19 protein-coding genes are annotated in these 18308 nt (G+C 63.9%); 10 read left to right on the top strand and 9 right to left on the bottom strand.

The genetic code is table 11. The features are described 5' to 3' along the window. Window positions 1–11: 11 nt before the first annotated feature. The 3 genes from FJ940_RS11085 to FJ940_RS11075 form a co-directional block, all read right to left on the bottom strand. A complete protein-coding gene (locus tag FJ940_RS11085; RefSeq protein WP_023763446.1) occupies window positions 12–326 on the bottom strand; it encodes an antibiotic biosynthesis monooxygenase in 315 nt (104 codons plus the stop codon). Window positions 327–397: 71 nt separating this feature from the next. Further along, window positions 398–841, bottom strand: a complete 444-nt coding sequence (locus tag FJ940_RS11080) for a hypothetical protein (RefSeq protein ID WP_140495707.1) — start codon at window positions 839–841, stop codon at window positions 398–400. 2 nt (window positions 842–843) lie between these two features. After that, entirely contained in the window at window positions 844–3033 is a 2190-nt protein-coding gene (locus FJ940_RS11075; protein WP_140656528.1) for a TonB-dependent hemoglobin/transferrin/lactoferrin family receptor, read from the bottom strand. A 201-nt stretch (window positions 3034–3234) separates the two neighbouring features. On the opposite strand from FJ940_RS11075, the gene hemP reads away from it, so the two are divergent. Genes hemP through FJ940_RS11050 form a run of 5 tightly spaced genes read left to right on the top strand, consistent with a single transcriptional unit; the run spans window position 3235 to window position 7344 of the window. Continuing rightward, a complete protein-coding gene (gene hemP, locus FJ940_RS11070; RefSeq protein ID WP_023757683.1) occupies window positions 3235–3441 on the top strand; it encodes a hemin uptake protein HemP in 207 nt (68 codons plus the stop codon). 18 nt (window positions 3442–3459) lie between these two features. Continuing rightward, a complete protein-coding gene (locus tag FJ940_RS11065; RefSeq protein WP_140517206.1) occupies window positions 3460–4521 on the top strand; it encodes a hemin-degrading factor in 1062 nt (353 codons plus the stop codon). Between the two features lie 10 nt (window positions 4522–4531). Continuing rightward, a complete protein-coding gene (locus tag FJ940_RS11060) occupies window positions 4532–5440 on the top strand; it encodes a hemin ABC transporter substrate-binding protein (protein WP_140564118.1) in 909 nt (302 codons plus the stop codon). A 5-nt stretch (window positions 5441–5445) separates the two neighbouring features. Beyond that, window positions 5446–6546: an iron ABC transporter permease gene (locus FJ940_RS11055; protein WP_140495711.1), complete on the top strand. Its 1101-nt coding sequence runs from the start codon at window positions 5446–5448 to the stop codon at window positions 6544–6546. Window positions 6547–6555: 9 nt separating this feature from the next. After that, window positions 6556–7344: a heme ABC transporter ATP-binding protein gene (locus FJ940_RS11050; RefSeq protein WP_140564117.1), complete on the top strand. Its 789-nt coding sequence runs from the start codon at window positions 6556–6558 to the stop codon at window positions 7342–7344. A 78-nt stretch (window positions 7345–7422) separates the two neighbouring features. Here FJ940_RS11050 and rirA read toward each other — a convergent pair whose 3' ends face one another. Next, window positions 7423–7884 (bottom strand): iron-responsive transcriptional regulator RirA, encoded by a 462-nt coding sequence (gene rirA / locus FJ940_RS11045; protein ID WP_140495713.1) that lies wholly within the window; start codon window positions 7882–7884, stop codon window positions 7423–7425. A gap of 398 nt (window positions 7885–8282) precedes the next feature. Between rirA and FJ940_RS11040 the strand changes: the two genes are divergently transcribed. From FJ940_RS11040 to FJ940_RS11030, 3 genes are all read left to right on the top strand, one after another. Further along, window positions 8283–9578: a DUF445 domain-containing protein gene (locus tag FJ940_RS11040; protein WP_140564116.1), complete on the top strand. Its 1296-nt coding sequence runs from the start codon at window positions 8283–8285 to the stop codon at window positions 9576–9578. Between the two features lie 70 nt (window positions 9579–9648). After that, window positions 9649–10077, top strand: a complete 429-nt coding sequence (locus tag FJ940_RS11035; protein ID WP_140656525.1) for a phasin family protein — start codon at window positions 9649–9651, stop codon at window positions 10075–10077. 247 nt (window positions 10078–10324) lie between these two features. Further along, on the top strand, window positions 10325–10822 hold the full coding sequence (locus tag FJ940_RS11030) for a MaoC family dehydratase (protein WP_140495716.1): 498 nt from the start codon (window positions 10325–10327) through the stop codon (window positions 10820–10822). A gap of 34 nt (window positions 10823–10856) precedes the next feature. Here FJ940_RS11030 and FJ940_RS11025 read toward each other — a convergent pair whose 3' ends face one another. Continuing rightward, window positions 10857–12302 carry an MFS transporter gene (locus tag FJ940_RS11025; protein ID WP_140656522.1) on the bottom strand — a complete coding sequence of 482 codons (1446 nt, stop codon included), beginning with the start codon at window positions 12300–12302 and terminating at the stop codon, window positions 10857–10859. A gap of 136 nt (window positions 12303–12438) precedes the next feature. Here FJ940_RS11025 and FJ940_RS11020 point away from each other — a divergent pair, with 136 nt between their 5' ends. After that, window positions 12439–13329, top strand: coding sequence for a LysR family transcriptional regulator (locus FJ940_RS11020; RefSeq protein WP_140517192.1), 891 nt, complete (start codon window positions 12439–12441; stop codon window positions 13327–13329). Window positions 13330–13352: 23 nt separating this feature from the next. Here the strand turns inward: FJ940_RS11020 and FJ940_RS11015 are convergent, their stop codons facing one another. Beyond that, the gene (locus FJ940_RS11015; protein WP_140517190.1) at window positions 13353–14753 is read right to left on the bottom strand and encodes a PLP-dependent aminotransferase family protein; all 1401 of its coding nucleotides are present in this window, start codon (window positions 14751–14753) and stop codon (window positions 13353–13355) included. A 108-nt stretch (window positions 14754–14861) separates the two neighbouring features. Between FJ940_RS11015 and FJ940_RS11010 the strand changes: the two genes are divergently transcribed. Continuing rightward, window positions 14862–15761 (top strand): DMT family transporter, encoded by a 900-nt coding sequence (locus FJ940_RS11010; protein WP_140555108.1) that lies wholly within the window; start codon window positions 14862–14864, stop codon window positions 15759–15761. Here the strand turns inward: FJ940_RS11010 and FJ940_RS11005 are convergent. From FJ940_RS11005 to FJ940_RS10995, 3 genes are all read right to left on the bottom strand, one after another. Continuing rightward, window positions 15758–16798: a zinc-dependent alcohol dehydrogenase family protein gene (locus tag FJ940_RS11005; RefSeq protein ID WP_140517186.1), complete on the bottom strand. Its 1041-nt coding sequence runs from the start codon at window positions 16796–16798 to the stop codon at window positions 15758–15760. The genes FJ940_RS11010 and FJ940_RS11005 overlap by 4 nt on opposite strands. A gap of 135 nt (window positions 16799–16933) precedes the next feature. Then, window positions 16934–17584: a maleylacetoacetate isomerase gene (gene maiA, locus FJ940_RS11000; RefSeq protein ID WP_140495722.1), complete on the bottom strand. Its 651-nt coding sequence runs from the start codon at window positions 17582–17584 to the stop codon at window positions 16934–16936. Window positions 17585–17588: 4 nt separating this feature from the next. Continuing rightward, window positions 17589–18287 carry a fumarylacetoacetate hydrolase family protein gene (locus tag FJ940_RS10995; protein WP_140656519.1) on the bottom strand — a complete coding sequence of 233 codons (699 nt, stop codon included), beginning with the start codon at window positions 18285–18287 and terminating at the stop codon, window positions 17589–17591. Window positions 18288–18308 lie beyond the last annotated feature (21 nt).

The following is an 18308-nucleotide window of genomic DNA, read 5'->3' as shown; positions in this document are numbered from 1 at the left end:
GCGAGGTCGTTTCAGGCGCCCTCGACGACCGAAAAACCCTCGAACTGGGGATGGCCGAGATAGTGGACCTTCGTCGTGCCGACATTCCTGTGGGCCGCGCGAAAATTCTCCGACTTGGTCCAGGCGACGAAATCGTCGTGGCTTGCCCAGACCGTGTGTGAGGCAAACAGCGTATAGCCTTCGGTCTCGTTGACTGGGCCGCGCAGCAGATGGAACTCCCGGAAGCCCTTCATTTCCGCAAGGCTGGAATCACGGTTTTTCCACACGGCCTCGAAATCGGCTTCCGAGCCGTTCTGCACCTTGAAGCGGTTCATGGCGATGTACATGGAGTTCCTTTCGATTTCCTGGACTTAGACGGGTGGTGCCGCAGGATGCCGCGTGCGGCCCCACGCCGTGCTCAGACCCCGAAGGCGATGCCGGTCTTGGCATCTGTCTTGAGTTTTCGCATGCAGGTGTTCGGCTCGACGCCGGTGCCGACGCATTCGGTCGCGCTGTTGATCAGCACGCGGCTGACCTTGGCGCAGTTGGTGCCAGCGAGATCGAAGCGCGTCACCTTGGTCTTGCCGGCCGGCAGGTCCTTGAAGTCGAGCACGGTCAGGCGGTCGACGACGCCGGCGTCGTTGAACAGCGCGATCTCGAACGCCGCCCTGGAAAGGTCGGCGCCGAGATTGTTGGTGACCACGAAGGTCAGGCGGCAGCCCTTTTCAGACGGTTGCGCGCCATTGAGTTCGAGGGAGAGAGCAGGCGCCGGCGCGGACTCTTGTGCCCACGCCGGAACCGCTGCAAGCGACATCGCCAGCGCCGAGGTCAGCAGACGAAGGGATGCCGTCAAGTTCGTCATCATCATCCTCCAAATCGCATCGTTGCCGCCAGCTTCAGCGTTATGCCCGGTTCATAGACCGCGACCGTGGTGCTGCCGTTCAACGGATTGGCGTATTTGACATCGAACAGATTGTCGGCGCGGAAATCAACCTTCAGATTGTCGGTCGCCTGGTAGCTGGCGAAAGCGTTGACCAGCGTATAGTCCTCGGCGATCGGGTTACCCTTGGGCTTGCCATTGTACTGCACCTCGCCGCCGACAGTGAGTTTGTCCTCGAGGAAGCGCAGGCCGAGCTGCGCGGTGACCTGCGCGGACGGTATCGTGGCAAGGTCCGCCCGATCGCCTTCGTAGGATATGGTGTGACCATTGATGATGGAGGCGGAAAGTCCGGCGTAGCCCCATGCTGCATCATAAACGCCTTCCATCTCGAAGCCGTTGATCTTTGCCTTGGCGAAGTTCTGGTACTGGAAGCAGATCGGAATGCCCGGCCCCAAGGGGCAGCCACTGGTCGGATCAAAGGCCGACAGCGTAACGCCGTCAATATAATCGTCGACGTCGTTGTTGAAGTAGGCTGCCTTCAGCCGAAACGCGTCGCCGGATTCCAGAATGTCGTTCTGCTTGTAATTGACACCGAATTCGACGGTCTTGCCGGTTTCGGGCTTTAAATTGGGATTGGGCAGGAACGGGAAGCTGACACCCGCCGGATGGTTGCCGCTGATCAGGGTTTCGGTCAGCGAAGGCGACCGGTAGCCCTCCGCGTAGGTGCCGTAGAATTGCAGGCCGGCAAGGCCGGCGCTTTCGAAAGGCGAGACGCCGACGGTGATGCGCGGCGACAGCCGGTCGCCCGACGTTTCGTGCGTGTCGTCCTCGAGGCTGTAATTGTCATAGCGCAGCCCGGCAATGACTTCGAGCCAATCCCAGCTGAGCTTGTCCTGGACGTAGGCGCCAGAAACGTTGCGCTCGCCGGAAGGCGTGTAGAAGCTGTCGCCGCCTGCCGTGCCGCCAGTCTCGACGTCGTCATTCACCCAGTCGCCGCCATAGGTCAGTTCATGCGCGAGGCCGCCTGTCTCGAATCGCGACGTGTTCCAGATGTCGATGGCGGCTGTGCCGACATCGAAGGTCGACGTCGAACCTGCCGGCAACATCACGGGAAGGCCGGTGACGGGATCGAAGCGGCGCTGCGGAACAAGGCTGGTCAGGTCGAGATTGGTCTTGTTGTAGGAGGCGTTGACGTGGAGGTCGAGCCAGCTCTTGTCTTCGTCCGTGATATTGTAGCGAGCGGTGAAGGTGTTTGACTTCAGGTCGACGTCATTGACCGGCATGCCGCCGCTGATCTCTTTCCAGCCGTCGCTCGAACCGACCCAGCCGAGCTTCAGTTCGCTATTGTCGCTCGGATGGATTGTGGTCTTGAGCAGTCCGCTCAATACATCGAAGCCGGTGCCCTTGACCGTGTCGCCGTCGCCATCCTTGTAGTCGTCATAGTTGCGGTAAACGATATTGCCCAGCGCATCCCAATCGTCATTGAAGCGATAGGCGCCGGATGCGCTGGTGGTCCAGCCCTTGCCGTTGCTCTCGTAGCGTCCGGTGACGGAACCAGCCCATGTCTCGTCCGGCCTGAGAAAGTCCTGGGCGTCCTTGGTGTCGAAGAAGACCACGCCGCCTATCGCGCCCGAGCCATAGGTGTTGGCGACCGGACCACGGATGACGTCGACGGATTTGATAAGCTCGGGGTCAACGTAGAAGGTCGATTGGGTGCCATGGTCGGAACGCTGGAAGTTCTGCCGCGCGCCGTCGACGATGATCGCGACGCGGCCGAAATCCTGCAGGCCGCGGATATTGACGCTGGTGCTGACGCGCCTGGCATCGGCCTGCGCCGCGACGCCGGGCACGCCGAACAGCATTTCGTTCGGCGTCGTCGCCATGCGGCGATCGAGCTGTTCCTGGTCGATATGGCTGGCCGAGGCCAGCGATTGGATGGCCGTTTCTCCGGTGCGGCTGATGACCAGAACCTTGTCGAGCAGCGTTGCGCCCGCTGGCGCCGGCTTTTCCCCCTCAGCCTGCTTCGATTGATCGGCCTGCTCTCCCGCCGCCTGTGCGGATTGCTGAGCGTTGGCAGGTGGCACGAACAAGGCAATCGCCGCCACGCCCGCCAGCAAAGCCACTGCACCGTTCGGCCCCGACCAGCCGCGCCGTTCCCAAATCGCTAACCACATGTGCCCCAACTCCAAAGTTTCCAGGTTCGATGCGGGCTGGCCTGGGGCTGGCTGGCATTTGTGATCGCATTCCCGTCTTAAATCTTGACTCATTTAATCCGGTATTGCACTGACTAGTAAACATGATTATTCAAGTCAAGAATGAATCGGATGACGCAAACGCCTAGCCAGACGCCCGGCACAGGAAAGGGACCGATCCACATGAACACGCACAATCCCAACGACTTCCGCTATCGCGTCCGCCGTTCCGACGATGCCTCCGCCCGCTTCGACCGCGTTCCGCTGGCGGTGCGGACGCTGTCGAGCAACACGCTGTTCCAAGGTGAGCACGAGATCGGCATCGAGCATCACGGCGCGCTCTACCGGCTCAAGATCACCCGTCAGGGCAAGCTCATCCTCAACAAGTAAGCGTAAGGTAGCAGGATAATGGACCAGCGCGTAAAACCCACCCCGCACGAAATCCGGCGGGCGCGGACGGACAATCCGAAAACGCGCGAGCGCGATCTGGCCGCACAGCTTGGCATTTCGGAGGCTGAGTTGGTGGCCGCGCATTGCGGCGACGGTGTCGTTCGCGTCGAGCCACGCGTCAACGATCTTCTGACCGGCCTCGAAGCCGTCGGCGAGGTGATGGCGCTCACCCGCAACGAAAGCGCCGTGCATGAAAAGATCGGCGCCTACGACAAGGTCGTCACCGGCAATCACAATGCCATGGTGCTGGGCGAGAACATCGACCTGCGCATTTTCCCGAAAATATGGGCGCACGGCTTTGCCGTGGAAAAACGCGACGGCGACGACATCCGCCGCAGCCTGCAATTCTTCGACGCGGCGGGCGAGGCGGTGCACAAGGTGCATCTGCGGCCGGGGTCAAACCTCTATGCCTATCAGAAACTGGTCGCTTCGCTGGAATCGCCGAACCAGGAGCCACTGGTCGCCATTTCGGGGCCAGCCGCCGAGAACGAAGGCGAGGCGGTGACAACGACCGCGAATCTCGACGATCTGCGCGATCGCTGGAGCCGGCTGACCGACGTGCATCAGTTCTTCGGCATGCTGAAGACGTTGAAGCTCAGCCGCCGCCAGGCGGTGCGCATGGTGGGCCAGGACTATGCATGGCTGCTCGACAATGATGCGGTGAGAGCCATGTTCAATCGTGCCGCCGAGGGCGAGATGCCGATCATGTGCTTTGTGGGAAACCGCGGCTGTATCCAAATCCATTCCGGTCCGGTCAAGTCGATCAAGCCAATGGGGCCATGGATCAATGTGCTGGACGAGACCTTCCATCTGCACCTGCGCACCGACCACATTCATGAGGTCTGGGCCGTGCGCAAGCCGACCAAGGACGGCCATGTTACGTCGCTGGAGGTCTACGACGCCGGCGGCAACATGATCATCCAGTTCTTCGGCAAGCGCCATGAAGGAGAGGGTGAGCGCGACGACTGGCGCTTCCTGGCCGAGAACCTGCCGCGCATTCCAAGCCCGACCGCAGCCTGAGGAAACGATGATGGGTCTTCTCACCGGATTGACGGTTGTGCGCGGATCGATGCTTGGCCCGATGCTCGGTCTTTCCCTTGCCTTCGGCGCACCGCAGCCGGCCAACGCCGGCGACGGTGTCTCCGTCTTCGCCGATCCCACCAGGATCGCGTCCATCGGCGGCTCGATCACCGAGATCGTCTATGCGCTCGGCGAGGAAAAGCATCTTGTGGCGCGCGATTCCACCAGCCGCTATCCGAAAGCAGCTCTCGACCTGCCAGATGTCGGCTACATGCGCCAGCTGTCGCCGGAGGGTGTGCTGTCGGTCAACCCTTCGGGCATGCTGGCGCTGCACGGCAGCGGCCCCAAGGAGGCGCTCGACGTGCTGAAGAAGACGAGCATCCCCTTCATCGAAGTGCCTGACCGGTACGACCGTGAAGGCATCCTCGAAAAGGTCCGCGTGGTCGGCAAGGCGCTCGGCGCCGACGCCAAGGCCGAAGCGCTGGCCAGGGAGATCGATGCCAAGCTGCAGACGGCGGAAAAGCAGACGGCCTCGATCAAGAAGCGCAAGCGCGTGCTGTTCGTGCTGTCGATGCAGGGCGGCAAGATCATGGCGGCCGGCAGCGATACCGCGGCCAACGGCATCATCAAGCTGGCCGGCGGCGTCAACGCGATCGAAGGCTTCTCCGGCTACAAGCAACTGTCAGACGAGGCTGTTGTCACCGCCAGGCCGGACGCGATCCTGATGATGAGCAATGCCGGGCCGCCGGTATCGGACGATGAACTGTTCGGCAACGCGTCGATCGCCTCGACGCCGGCCGGAACCGCGCGCAAGCTGATCCGCATCGACGGCGGCTATCTGCTCGGCTTCGGACCACGCACGGCCGACGCCGTCCACGACCTCGCCGCCGCGCTCTATGGCACGCAGATTACGGACTGAGCGGCATGGTCGACCAGTCGATCGCCGGGCCGGCGGAGAGGAAGATGGCCAGCGACGGTGACCGTTCCGGGCGCGCCCGTCTGGTCATCGCGCTCGCCTGCGTCGTGCTTGCGGCAGCGGTATTGCTGTCGCTGACCTCCGGCGCCTCGGATGCCTCCGCCGTCAAGGTCGTCGGCGACTGGCTGTTCGGCGCAGCGCCTGGCGACGTGGCGATGAGCGCGCGAGATCGCCTCATCGTCTATGACATAAGGCTGCCGCGCGTCGTGCTCGGCGTGCTGATCGGGGCTGCGCTCGCGGTCTCCGGCGCGGTCATGCAGGGGCTGTTCCGCAATCCGCTTGCCGACCCCGGCCTTATCGGTGTTTCGGCGGGCTCCAGCCTCGGCGCGGTGGCCGTCATCGTGCTCGGCACGACCGTGCTGTCGCCGGTGACCGCCTCGTTCGGCGCGCTGACCCTTCCTCTGGCGGCCTTCGGCGGCGGGTTGTCGGTGACGTTGCTGCTCTACAAGGTCGCGACGCGGCAGGGCCGCACATCCGTCGCCACCATGCTGCTTGCCGGCCTGGCGCTGGCCGCACTTGCCATGGCGCTGACCGGTATCCTGATCTTCATGGCCGACGACCGGCAACTGCGCGACCTGACCTTCTGGCAACTCGGCTCGCTGGCCGGTGCGACATGGCAGAAGATCGGCTCTGTCGGCCCGGTCATCGTGCTTTCGCTGGCGGCGATGCCGTTCCTGGCTCGCGGCCTCAATGCGCTGGCGCTGGGCGAGGCGACCGCCGGCCATCTCGGCATCCCGGTGCAACGGCTTAAGTACACGGCCATCGTCGGCGTCTCGGCGGCGGTCGGCGCCTCCGTCGCCGTCAGCGGCGGCATCGGTTTCATCGGCATCGTGGTGCCGCATCTGCTGCGCCTGCTGATCGGCCCCGACAACCGCTATCTGCTGCCTGCCTCGGCGCTGCTCGGCGCCTCGCTGCTGCTTTTGGCCGACGCGGTCGCGCGCACCATCGTGGCGCCCGCCGAACTGCCGATCGGCATCGTCACGGCGATCGCCGGGGCGCCGTTCTTCCTCTGGATCCTGCTGCGCAAGCGCGGCGTCATCGACCTGTAGGGGTGTTTCATGATCGAAGCGCGCGATGTTTCGGTGGCGATCGGCAGGAAAGGCATTGTCGCCGGCGTCGATTTCGAGGTCAGGCCGGGTGAGATTTCGGCCATTGTCGGCCCCAATGGGTCGGGCAAGACGACCTTCCTCAAGGCGCTGTCGGGGGAACTCGCGCATACCGGCCGGATTGCCATCAACGGCCGCGAGCTCTCGACGATAACGCCAGTCGAGGCGGCGACGCTGCGCGCGGTGCTGCCGCAGGCGACGACCTTGTCGTTTCCCTTTACTGTGCGCGAGATTGTCAGGCTCGGCCTTGTCGGAGGCCGCTCAGGTGTGCTGCCGGGCGAGGACGAACGCCTGCCGGAACGGGCGCTGGCGCGTGTCGACCTCGACGGTTTCGCCGGCCGCTTCTATCAGGAGCTTTCCGGCGGCGAGCAGCAGCGCGTTCAACTCGCCCGCGTGCTGTGCCAAATCTGGGCGCCGGTGCTCGACGGCAAGCCGCGCTATCTGTTCCTGGACGAGCCGGTGTCCAGCCTCGACATCAAGCACCAGCTGATCATCATGAACATTGCCCGCGACTTCGCCAGAACGGGCGGCGGCGTGGTTGCCATCCTGCACGACCTCAACCTGACGGCGATGTATGCCGACCGGATTTTCGTCATGCACCGCGGCCGGCTTGCCGCCACCGGTTCGCCGCAGGATGTGCTGAGCGACGATCTGATCGAAAGGGTATTCGGTTGCCGCTTAAGGGTTGGAGTCCTGCCAGCCGGCAATATGCCGTTCGTGCTGCCTCAATCAGTGGCCTAGATTCTGGCAGCGGCCTAGATTCTGGCAGCGGCCTAGATTCTGGACGTTCGCCGCAGGTCCAGCCTGCGGCAAACCGGATCAGGCCGCCGGTGCGCGGCGCTCCAGCAGGTCAATGCCGAGCAGGTTGCGCACGTTCGGACGCGCCGCCACGAGATCGGCGATCGTATAGCGGGCAAGGACCGCGAAGAAGGCGTTGAGCGCCTCGCGCAACGCGGAATTCAGCGCGCAACTGTCGACCAGAGGGCATTCCGCGGCGTCGTTCTCGAAGCACTCGGCCATGGCGAAGCTTTCCTCCGTCACGCGCACGACGTCGAACAGGTTGATCGATTCCGCGGCACGGCCAAGCCTGACGCCGCCATTGCGGCCACGCACCGTCTCGACAAGGCCATTCTCGACCAGTGGCTGGAGGATCTTGAACAGGAAAAGCTCCGACACCGAATAGGCGGCGGCGATCTCGGGGATGCGGCTCAGCCGATCGGTATTGGCCGCGCAATACATCAGGATGCGCATGGCGTAATTGGTCTGGCGGGTAAGTCGCATCTTGTCCTCACAAAGCGCCGGCGAGCTGCGATCACGCCAGATTTTGAACTTTGCTGGTGCGGCTTTGCTCCGAGCTTTCGGATTCGCCACACTGGCCTCGGCGGAATATGGCCTATACCTTGGAATAATTCCAGACTAGCTTCGCCTAATAGCTGAATATTCCCGTCAACTTTGTGTGCGCAAGGCGGCAAGACGCGGGCCGAATCGGCTGTCACGCGCATTTTCTCGGGCGAAACACCAGAGCGGTCCAGTGATCGGCAGAATGGCCGACCGCCCTAACTCTTTGTTTTCACGCAATTCCCTGGGGAAAGCGCTAAGCGCTTTTCCAGGGAACAGCGTTACACACCTTTCCTGGAATGCTCTAAATAGATCAGAGATCGACGAGGAGCGGCTCTGACATGTCACAATCAGCCACGGCCATGGCTTCCGGCGGATATGATGCCGACGCGCATGCCAAGATTGTAATGCTGCGGCGGACCAAATTCGTCGCCACGGGGGCACTTGCGCTTTGCGTCGCCGTGTTCGCCCTGGCCAAGTCCTTCGAGAGCACCTATCCCTGGCTCGGCTTCGTCGCCGCTTTTGCCGAGGCGGCGACCATTGGCGGCCTGGCCGACTGGTATGCGGTGGTCGCGCTGTTCAAGCGGCCTCTCGGTCTGCCGATCCCGCACACCGCGATCATTCCCGAGAACCAGAACCGTATCGCCGATAATCTCGGCCGTTTCATCGAAGCCAATTTCCTTGCCCCCGAGCCGGTGCGCGAAAAGTTGGCCGAGGTCGATTTCTCGGCGCTCGTCGCCGACTGGCTGGCCGATTCCGAACGTGCCGCGGGCCTGTCGCGTTTCGTCGTGCGCCTGGTTCCGCAGACGCTTGCCGCCGTCGAGCAATCGGGGCTGCGCGGCTTCGTCACCAGCCGGATGCTGGAGCAGATCGAAAAAGTGCCGCTGGCGCCGTTGGCGGCCGAATTGCTCTCGGCCCTGACCGACGATCGCCGTCACCAGAGGCTGTTCGATGAGTTCATCAAGGTGATCGGCCGGTTCCTCAACGATGAACAGGCGCTGACGACCATGCGCGAAAAGATCCGCGAGGAACTGCCGTCGCTGTTCAAGCTGTTCAGGGCCGACGCCTATCTCCTGAAGAAGATCGTCGCCTCGGCCGGTTCGCTGCTCGACGAGGTGAGAGCCGATCCCGACCACCCGATGCGCACCGAATTCGACCGTTTCGCGCAAGCCTTCGTCGAGCGGTTGAGAACGTCGAAGCAATATGCAAGGCGCGCCGAGAAGCTGAAGCGCGATTTCCTCGCCAGGCCGGAAGTCAAGGCGCTGGCCGGCGACATGTGGGAAAGCCTCAGGCTGTTCATCGAGCAGGATGCCAAGGCGCCGCGATCGATCATCCGCGCGCATCTTGCCAACATGTTCGTCGAGGTCGGCCGGCATCTGGCTGGAGACGCCAAGATCAGGGCCGACATGAACCAGGGATTCGTGGTGGCGCTGTCCTCTTTCGTCGAGAGCCAGAAGAGCGGCGTATCGAAATTCATCGCAGACCAGGTCAAGCGCTGGGATCTGGCGCAACTGACGCGGCTGATCGAGATGAATATCGGCCGGGACCTGCAATATATCCGCTTCAACGGCATGATTATCGGCGGTCTGGCCGGCATCGCGCTTTACACCGCGGAGCGGCTGTTTCTCGTCAATTGACGGGCGCACGCCATGCCCTATTCTCATGGGCGGGGCATCAGCAGTCGCGGCAACAGGGGAGCAGATGAGCATGGCCAAACAACCGGATTCCCATTCCTTCACGGACATGTTCGGCCGGTTCGGCCGCGATCTGAAACTGCCCAATGTCGATGTCGAGGCAATCCTCGCGCACCACCGCAAGAACCTTGAAGCGCTGGAGAAATCGGCGCGGGCAAGTGCCGCCGGCGCGTCGTCGCTGTTCTCCAGGCAACGCGAGATGCTGCAGGACACGCTGCGCGAAATTGCCGACATGACGCAAGGCTACAGAGCGCCCGGCACGCCGCAGGACCTGATGGCCAAACAGACTGAGTTCGCCAGGAAATCCTTCGAGACTACGTTGAAGAATGCCAGCGAAGTGGCCGAGCTGGTCAGGAAATCCGGCACCGAATCGGTCGACATCCTGCGCATGCGCATCAAAGAGGCGATGGAGGAAATCCGCGCCGGCTACGAGAAGAAGTAGCTTGCGTGACAAAGACCGGTTGCCTGCCAACCCTGCGCCAGGCGAAGTTTGTTCGGATGCTCTTTCATCGGCCGCTATGCCTTTACACCATGGGTACCCTCAAATGCCAAGGCCGGGCGAACACGGCTTGACGTAGAGTGATGCCAGGATTCGCATCGATCCCAAGGGGACCGAATCATGCAGGGCGAATTGACAGAGGCCGCCGGTTCGTGGTCCGGAAGCGTTGGAAGCTATCGGGAAAACAGGAATGACCGAAATACGGCCTAAGACGCCGCCGACCTACGAGCAGTTGAGGACGATGTCCGGGCAGGAGCTTGGCGTCTCGGAATGGACGACAGTCGACCAGAACCGTATCAACCAGTTCGCCGAATGCACCGGCGATCATCAATGGATCCATGTCGACCCCGAACGGGCGCGGCGGCAAAGCCCGTTCCGCACGACGATCGCCCATGGCTATCTGACGCTGTCGATCATCGGCGCGCTGGCGCTCGGCATGGGAATCGTGCCCGAGAACACGCAGGCCGCCTTCAACTACGGCTTCGACAAGGTGCGTTTCCTGGCGCCGGTCAAGGTGGGCGCACGCATCCGGCTGCGCACCACGCTGCTGTCCATGGAGGACAGGGGGCCGGGCCAATACCTGATGAAGGCCGCCAACACCGTCGAGATCGAGGGCGAGGAAAAGCCGGCGCTGACGGCCGAGACGCTGGTCATGCTCTATGAGCGCCGCAAGCGGGCAGGGGCCTGAGCGGCATTCGCCCAAGCCCCTGAATTGATCTTCGTCAGGCATTCTCCGCCCGCCGGCTCGGCAAAAGGCTGAGCGCCAGCGCCGCCACCGCCAGTGCCGTTGCCGTCTGGAAGGTCACCTGCATTCCGGTGGCCGCCGCCGCTGACGTCAGCATGCCTTGGCCGCCGGCTTCACGTCCTCCGGCCGATGCGGCGGCGAATAGGGCGCCCATCACGGAGGCGCCCGTGATGAGGCCAAGGTTGCGCGACAGATTGAGCAGGCCGGAGATGACGCCGCGTTGACCGCCGCCGACGCTGCTCATGACGGCGGCGTTGTTCGCTGTCTGGAACAGGGCATAGCCGAAGCAGGTCACGGTGATGGGGACGACATAGCTGACGATGCCGAGTGTCGTTATCGCCAGGGACAGGAGGAACGTGCCCGTGGCAAGGCCGAGCAGGCCCGCGACCATCATCCTTTTGGCTCCGAAGCGATCGGCAAGGCGTCCGGCAAGCAACGCCGACAGCGCCGAAACCAGCGGGCCTGTCGAGAGCACCAGTCCGGCGTTTGCCGCGTCCAGTCCGAGCCCGCGCGAGAGATAGAACGGCGCGACCACCAAGGTCGCCATCATCACCGTGGCGACGATCAGGTTCATGGCAAGGCTGGTGCTCAGTGAGAGATCGCGGAAGGCGGAAAGCTCGACCAATGGGTTTTTCGCCATCCTTTGCGCCGTGGCGAACAGGAAGATGCCGATGCCAGCCGCGACCAGCAGGCCGATGTTGATGGGGCCGAAACTGCCTCTACCCAGTGTCATCGCCAATGCGTAAGCCGCCAATGCCAGGGCCAGCAGGCCCGTGCCCAAACCATCGAAGCCGGCTTGGCCGGTCCGCACCGTCCGGTTGCCGGTAGGCAAAGCACGCCAGGCCATTGCAAAGGTCAGGATGCCGAGCGGCACGTTGACCAGGAAAATCGAACGCCAGCCGAGAGCGGCGATCAGCAGGCCGCCCATGGAGGGGCCGAGCGTGGTGCCGATGGCCGACATGGCGCCGAGCAGGCCCATGGCGCTGCCGGTCCTGGCCTTGCTCACCGTCTCGGCGACAAGGGCCAATGTCAGCGCCATCATCAGCGCCGCGCCAAGCCCTTGCACCGCCCGCGCCGCGATCAGCAGCCACAAAGCCGGCGAGAGGCCGCAGAGCACCGACGCCGATGTGAACAGCGCGATGCCGAAAAGCAGCAGCGGCCGCCGCCCGAGCATGTCGGCGAGGCGCCCGGCACTGACGATCAGGATGGTGATGGCGAGCAGATAGGCAATCACGACCCATTGCACCTGTTGGAACGAGGCATCGAATGCCTGCATCAGCGCGGGAAGGCCGACGCTGGCGATGCTGGTGCCGAGCGACGACAGCAGCGTGGCCAGCGACAGGCTCGCCAGCGCCCATCCAGCCGATGGGATTTTCTGTGCGACCGATGCGTGCTCGTTGCGATGTTGCTCAGTGACTGCCACGGCGATCTCCCTTTGTCGGCTTCAGGTCGAAGCTTCGAAGATCTAATCGTTTGTATGATGTGGCGGAACGCGCAGCATTTGCATTCTATTCGTGCGTTGCACGCCACATCAGCGGATTTCGTGCTAGGATCGAACCATGTCGCCGCCCGATCTCAACCTGCTCGTCGCCCTCGATGTCCTGCTGGACGAAGGCAGCGTGGCGCGTGCGGCGACGCGATTACGGCTCAGCCCCTCGGCGATGAGCCGCACGCTGGCGCGCCTGCGCGCGGCGACGGGAGATCCGCTGCTGGTGCGGGCCGGTCGCGGTCTGGTTCCAACGCCACGCGCGCAGGAACTGCGCCAGCAGGTCGGTCGTGTGGTTCAGGATGCGGAAACGCTGCTGCGCCCGGCGAGGCTGCTTGATCTGCCGGGCCTGGAGAGGACCTTCACGCTGCGCACCAATGAAAGCTTCGTCGAGGAGTTCGGGCCGCGCCTGATCGCCCGCATCCAGGCCGATGCGCCGGGCGTGCGGCTGCGTTTCGCGCCGAAGTCGGACAAGGACATGGCGTCACTGCGCGAAGCGGCGATCGACCTGGAAGTAGGTGTGGCCGGCGAGACCGGGCCGGAGGTGCGCATCCAGGCGCTTTTTCGCGACCGTTTCGTCTGCGCGGTGCGCAGTGGCCATCCGCTCGGCCAGGGCGCGATGACGCCGGAACGCTATGCGGCCGGCCGCCACATCAATGTTTCGCGGCGGGGCCGCGAAAGGGGGCCGATCGACGAGGCCTTGAGCCGGCTCGGATTGCAACGAATGGTCGTGTGCATGACTTCCGGTTTTTCGGCCGCGCTCGCGATGGCGCGCGCCTCGGAACTGATCGCCAGCGTGCCCGAGCGGCATACGCAAGGCGCGCGCGCCGGCATGCAGACTTTTTCCCTGCCGGTCGACATTCCGGCGGTCACCATTTCCATGCTCTGGCATCCGCGGCTCGATGCCGATCCGGCGCAGCGCTGGCTGCGGAGTTGTGTGCGCGAGATTTGCGTGAAGTCCTGATCGCGCAAGCCGCGCCCCGGCCGTCAACGCGGCATGGCTGCCTCCAGCACCTTGAAAATCCGCTCGTCTTCGCATTGCGCAACGTTGAAGCGCAGGAATCGGCTGGCTGATCGCGACAGGCTGAACGCGTTCCCGGGCGCCAGCACGACATTGGCCGCAAGCGCGCGGCGGGCAGTCTCGGCTGCGTCCACTGCATCCGGCAGGCTGCACCAGAGGAACAGACCGGCAGGCTGCTCGATCCAGGGCGTGATCCCGATCGCCTTCAGCCGAGCGCTTGTCTCGATCATGGCACGTGAGAGCCGGGCGCGCAGCAGGTCCATATGCTTGCGATAGCTGCCATCCCTGAGCAGGGTCAGCACCAATTCGGCCGCGAGCCGCCCGCCGCCGAAAGTGGTGGCGATCTTGAGGTCGGCCAGCCCTTCCATCCAGTCACGGGGCGCGGCGATGAACCCGCAGCGTATCGAGGCCGAAAGCGTCTTGGAGAAACTGCCGATATGGACGACACGTTCGAGACCGTCGAAAGCCGCAAGCCTCGGGGCAGGAGTGTGTTCGAAATCGGCGAAGATGTCGTCCTCGACGATGGTCAGGTCCGATTGATCGGCGAGCTTGAGCAGCCGGTGCGCGGTGACCGGCGACAGGATCGCGCCGGTCGGGTTGTGGATGGCGGAGTTGGTGATGTAGAGGCGCGGCCGATGCTCGGCCAGCGCCTGCGCGAACAAGTCGATATCCGGTCCCGATGGCGTATAGGGGACGCTGACGACCTTGGCCTGATGGGCACGCAACAGTGCGTGGAAATTGAAATAGCAGGGATCGTCGACCAGCACTGTATCGCCGGGTTCGAGCAGGAACCGGCACAGGAGGTCGATGGCCTGCGTGCCCGATTCCGTCAGCATGACCTGTTCGGGGGAAGCCTCGATGCCATGCGTGGCCATGCGCCGCGCCAGCAATTGGCGCAGCGGCGGCAGCCCGAGCGGCGTGCCGTAGTCGGCAAGGGCCACATCATCGGCGCGCGCCACGTTGCGCAGCGCGCGACGTAGCGCTGCCTGCGGCATCCACGAGGCGGGCAGCCAGCCGCAGCCGGGCTTCAGCATCTCATCGCCCGCTTCCAGCGACTGCCGCGAAACCCAGAGCGGATCGACGGCGCGATCGAGTCGGGGGCCGATCTCGGCCAGCGACAGCGGCGCCAGCGATCCGGCGGCATAGAAGCCGGAGCCTGGCCGGGAACGGATCGCGCCTTCCGCCGCCAGTCGCTCATAGGCCTCGACCACTGTCGATTTGGAAACCTGCATGGATTTGGCGAAGGCGCGGATCGAGGGCAATCGGGCGCCGGGCGTGAGGCTGCGCGCGGCAATTCGCTGGCGGATGGTGGACATGACGCCTTCGACAAGGGTTCCGCTGTTGTCGAATCTCGCTGATACGTTCATCTGTACCTTCCGGCAAACCATTACAGTTTTGTTGAATTGTACTGCATTGTCTCTGGTGACGCCATGGGTATGGGCCCGATAGAGGGCGCAACGGATGGAGTGCCTGCAATGGACAAGACGACGAGCGGCTGGGTGAGCGGATTCATCGGCGTGTTGATTTTCAGCGGCTCCTTGCCGGCAACGCGCGTGGCGGTGATGGATCTCGATCCGACATTCCTGACGTCGGCGCGCGCGGTGATAGCAGCTTTGCTTGGCCTCGCGCTGCTGCTCGTCTTCCGCGAGAAGCGCCCGGAGCGTCATGACCTGATGTCGCTTGTCATCGTCGCGTTGGGTGTGGTGGTCGGCTTTCCCTTGCTGACAGCCTTGGCGCTGAAGCATGTCACCTCTGCTCATTCCATCATCTTCGTCGGCCTGCTGCCGCTGGCGACCGCGATCTTCGGCGTGCTGCGCGGGGGCGAGAGGCCGAGACCGGCCTTCTGGCTGTTCTCATGCCTCGGCAGCGCGCTGGTGGGCGGGTTTGCCCTTGCGCAAGGCGTGACGGCCTCGCCGGTTGGCGATGCACTGATGCTCGCCGCAATCGTCGTTTGCGGCCTGGGCTACGCAGAAGGCGCCGCGCTGTCGCGCAGGCTGGGCGGTTGGCAGGTGATCTGCTGGGCGCTGGTGCTGTCACTGCCGGTCATGCTGGTGGTGACCCTGGTCACCTTGCCACCGTCCTTCGCCACGGTCGGGACCAATGCATGGATCGGGCTTGCCTATGTCTCGCTGTTCAGCATGCTGATCGGCTTCGTGTTCTGGTATCGCGGCCTCGCGCAAGGCGGCATCGCCGCCGTGGGGCAGTTGCAACTGCTGCAGCCCTTCTTTGGCCTCGCCCTGGCGGCGTCCCTGCTGCATGAACAGGTCAGCCCCCTGATGGTCGTCATCACGCTCGGCGTGGTGCTGTGCGTATTCGGCGCCAAAAAGTTTGCCAGGCGGGATTTGCCACGGCCCGCAACCGGCGCCGCTGGCTAAAACTTCGTCACCACACCGATGCCGATGCCTTCGAAGCCGCCCATCGCCATCAGTGCAGCCGGCGCTTCCTCAAGGCTGATCTTCTTGCCGACCAGAAGCTCGGGTTTCAGCTTGCCGGTGCGGATCATCTCCATCATCGCGGGGTAGCGGTAGGCCTGCATGCCGTGGCTGCCGAGGATTTCGAGCTCGAACGCGATCACCTTGTCCATCGGAACCTGCGGGCGGGCGTGATCGCCCAGCATCAGGCCGACCTGCACATGGCGGCCGCGCCGGCGCAGATTGGCGATCGAATTGAACGAGGTCGTGGGATGACCGAGTGCATCCATGGACATATGCACGCCGCCATTGGTGATCTGCTTGACCGCCTTGACGACGTTCGGGGTCGTCGCCGCGTTGATGGTCGCCACCGCGCCGATCTTCCTGGCAAAGTCCAGCTTCTCTTCGGTGAGGTCGATGGCGATGACATTGGCACCCATGGCGCTGGCGATCATGATCGCCGACAGGCCGACGCCGCCGCAGCCATGCACCGCCACCCATTCGCCCGGCCTCACCCGGCCCTGGTCGACGATGGCGCGGAACGAGGTGACGAAGCGACAGCCGAGGCTGGCGGCAGTGGCGAATTCCATCTCGTCGGGCAGGCGCACGAGGTTGGTGTCGGCGTGCTCGATGGCGACATATTCGGCGAACGAGCCCCAGGCGTTGAAGCCCGGCTGGGACTGGTGCTCGCAGACCTGGTGATTGCCGGACGTGCATTCGAAACAATGGCCGCAGCCGACGGCGAACGGGACGGTGACGCGCTCGCCAGCCTTCCAGCGGGTCACCTGCTTGCCGGCGGCTACCACGACGCCGGCCAGCTCGTGACCGGGGACATGCGGCAAGCGGATATCGGCGTCATGGCCCATCCAGCCGTGCCAATCGCTGCGGCACAGGCCTGTCGCCTCGACCTTGATGACGACGCCGTCCGGCGCCGGCTTCGGATCGGGAACGGTCTGGATCGTCGGCGCCTCGCCGAATTTTTCGAAGACGACGGCTTTCATCGGCAACTCCACCTTGCGCGCACTTCGGGAAACGATAGCCGATTCCCTGGCCGGTCAAGCGGAAATCGATTCCGCCAGACAAGTCGGCCGTTTGGGCATACGCCGATGGCGACGCTGCGCGTCGCCGAATGAAGGTTACTCGGCATCGATCTGGTTTTGCGGCGCGGCGTTCTGGAAGGCCGGCAGGGCCATGCAAGCGGCATTGATGCGCGAGATCGTCGGGTAGGGCGCCATATCGACGCCGAAACGGGCATTGCTGGTGACTTGTGCCGCCAGGCAGATATCGGCCAGCCCCGGCGTGTCGCCGTGGCAGAAGGTGCCGGTCTCGGGCGAAGCCATCAACAGGTCTTCGAGTGGCTTGAAACCCTCTTTGACCCAGTGCCGGAACCAGTTGGCGACATCCTCGTCGCCGGCGCCGAACAGGGTTCGCAGCGCGGTCAGGATACGCAAATTATTCACCGGATGGATATCGCAGGCAATCATCTGCGCCAGCATCCTGACGCGGGCGCGCCCAACTGCGTCCTTCGGCAGCAGAGGCGGTTCGGGCGTCGTCTCGTCGAGAAATTCGATGATCGCCAGCGATTGCGTCAGCAGGGTGCCGTCGCCCAGGATCAGCGCCGGCACCAGGCCCTGCGGGTTGACCGCGAGATAGGCCGGTTCGAGATGCTCGCCATGGCGCAGGTGATGCGGCACGTAGTCATAGGTCAGCCCCTTCATCTCCAGCGCAATCCGCACCCTGTAGGAGGTGGAGGAGCGGTAGTAGTTGTGAAGGACGATGTCGCTCATGCATTCACCGATTTGGTTGGCCGATGGTCACTTCGATCGTGCCGATGCCGTCGACGCCGCCGGTCATCGTCTCCCCGGGGTTGACCGCGCCGACGCCGGCCGGCGTGCCGGTGAAGATGAGGTCGCCTGGCTGCAATTCCATGCCTTCGCTGCAGATCGAGACGATGTCGGAGATCGGCCAGATCAACTCGGCGAGGTCGGCGTCCTGCCGGATCTTGCCGTCGACAGCCAGCCAGATACGGCCCTGGTTCGGATGGCCGGATTTTTGCGCGGGAACCAGAGGACCGCACGGCGCGGAGCGGTCGAAAGCCTTCGACCAGTCCCATGGCCGCGCCGCTTTCTTGGCTTCGTCCTGGAGATCGCGGCGGGTGAGGTCGATGCCGACGGCATAGCCCCAGACATGATCCAGCGCCTGGGCGCGCGGGATGCGGAAGCCCGACTTGCCGATCGCGACCACCAGTTCGATCTCATGGTGCAGGTTGGTCGTCAGCGGCGGGTAGGGGATCGTAGCGCCGGAGTCTGCCACCGCATCGGCGGGCTTGGTGAAGAAGAAGGGTGGATCGCGCTCGTCATTGCCGAACTCCCTGATATGCGCGGCGTAGTTGCGCCCGACGCAGAAGATGCGGCGCACCGCAAATCGCTCGTTCGAGCCGGCCACCGCGACCGAGGGCGTTGGCGGAGCGGGGAGGACAAAGGCGGTCATGGTCTGTCTCTGCAGTTGGAT

Origin of the sequence: Mesorhizobium sp. B2-3-7, assembly GCF_006442695.1 — a bacterium.
Classification (GTDB): domain Bacteria; phylum Pseudomonadota; class Alphaproteobacteria; order Rhizobiales; family Rhizobiaceae; genus Mesorhizobium.
This window is presented reverse-complemented; position numbering and strand designations above follow the sequence as displayed.

Coding starts and splice junctions, on each gene's coding strand:
- FJ940_RS11060 (WP_140564118.1), top strand. CDS start 4,532: ATGGGTCTTCTCACCGGATTGACGGTTGTGCGCGGATCGATGCTTGGC.
- FJ940_RS11080 (WP_140495707.1), bottom strand. CDS start 841: ATGACGAACTTGACGGCATCCCTTCGTCTGCTGACCTCGGCGCTGGCG.
- FJ940_RS11075 (WP_140656528.1), bottom strand. CDS start 3,033: ATGTGGTTAGCGATTTGGGAACGGCGCGGCTGGTCGGGGCCGAACGGT.
- FJ940_RS11050 (WP_140564117.1), top strand. CDS start 6,556: ATGATCGAAGCGCGCGATGTTTCGGTGGCGATCGGCAGGAAAGGCATT.
- FJ940_RS11030 (WP_140495716.1), top strand. CDS start 10,325: ATGACCGAAATACGGCCTAAGACGCCGCCGACCTACGAGCAGTTGAGG.
- hemP (WP_023757683.1), top strand. CDS start 3,235: ATGAACACGCACAATCCCAACGACTTCCGCTATCGCGTCCGCCGTTCC.
- FJ940_RS11010 (WP_140555108.1), top strand. CDS start 14,862: ATGGACAAGACGACGAGCGGCTGGGTGAGCGGATTCATCGGCGTGTTG.
- maiA (WP_140495722.1), bottom strand. CDS start 17,584: ATGAGCGACATCGTCCTTCACAACTACTACCGCTCCTCCACCTCCTAC.
- FJ940_RS10995 (WP_140656519.1), bottom strand. CDS start 18,287: ATGACCGCCTTTGTCCTCCCCGCTCCGCCAACGCCCTCGGTCGCGGTG.
- rirA (WP_140495713.1), bottom strand. CDS start 7,884: ATGCGACTTACCCGCCAGACCAATTACGCCATGCGCATCCTGATGTAT.
- FJ940_RS11020 (WP_140517192.1), top strand. CDS start 12,439: ATGTCGCCGCCCGATCTCAACCTGCTCGTCGCCCTCGATGTCCTGCTG.
- FJ940_RS11015 (WP_140517190.1), bottom strand. CDS start 14,753: ATGAACGTATCAGCGAGATTCGACAACAGCGGAACCCTTGTCGAAGGC.
- FJ940_RS11040 (WP_140564116.1), top strand. CDS start 8,283: ATGTCACAATCAGCCACGGCCATGGCTTCCGGCGGATATGATGCCGAC.
- FJ940_RS11055 (WP_140495711.1), top strand. CDS start 5,446: ATGGTCGACCAGTCGATCGCCGGGCCGGCGGAGAGGAAGATGGCCAGC.
- FJ940_RS11065 (WP_140517206.1), top strand. CDS start 3,460: ATGGACCAGCGCGTAAAACCCACCCCGCACGAAATCCGGCGGGCGCGG.
- FJ940_RS11005 (WP_140517186.1), bottom strand. CDS start 16,798: ATGAAAGCCGTCGTCTTCGAAAAATTCGGCGAGGCGCCGACGATCCAG.
- FJ940_RS11085 (WP_023763446.1), bottom strand. CDS start 326: ATGTACATCGCCATGAACCGCTTCAAGGTGCAGAACGGCTCGGAAGCC.
- FJ940_RS11035 (WP_140656525.1), top strand. CDS start 9,649: ATGGCCAAACAACCGGATTCCCATTCCTTCACGGACATGTTCGGCCGG.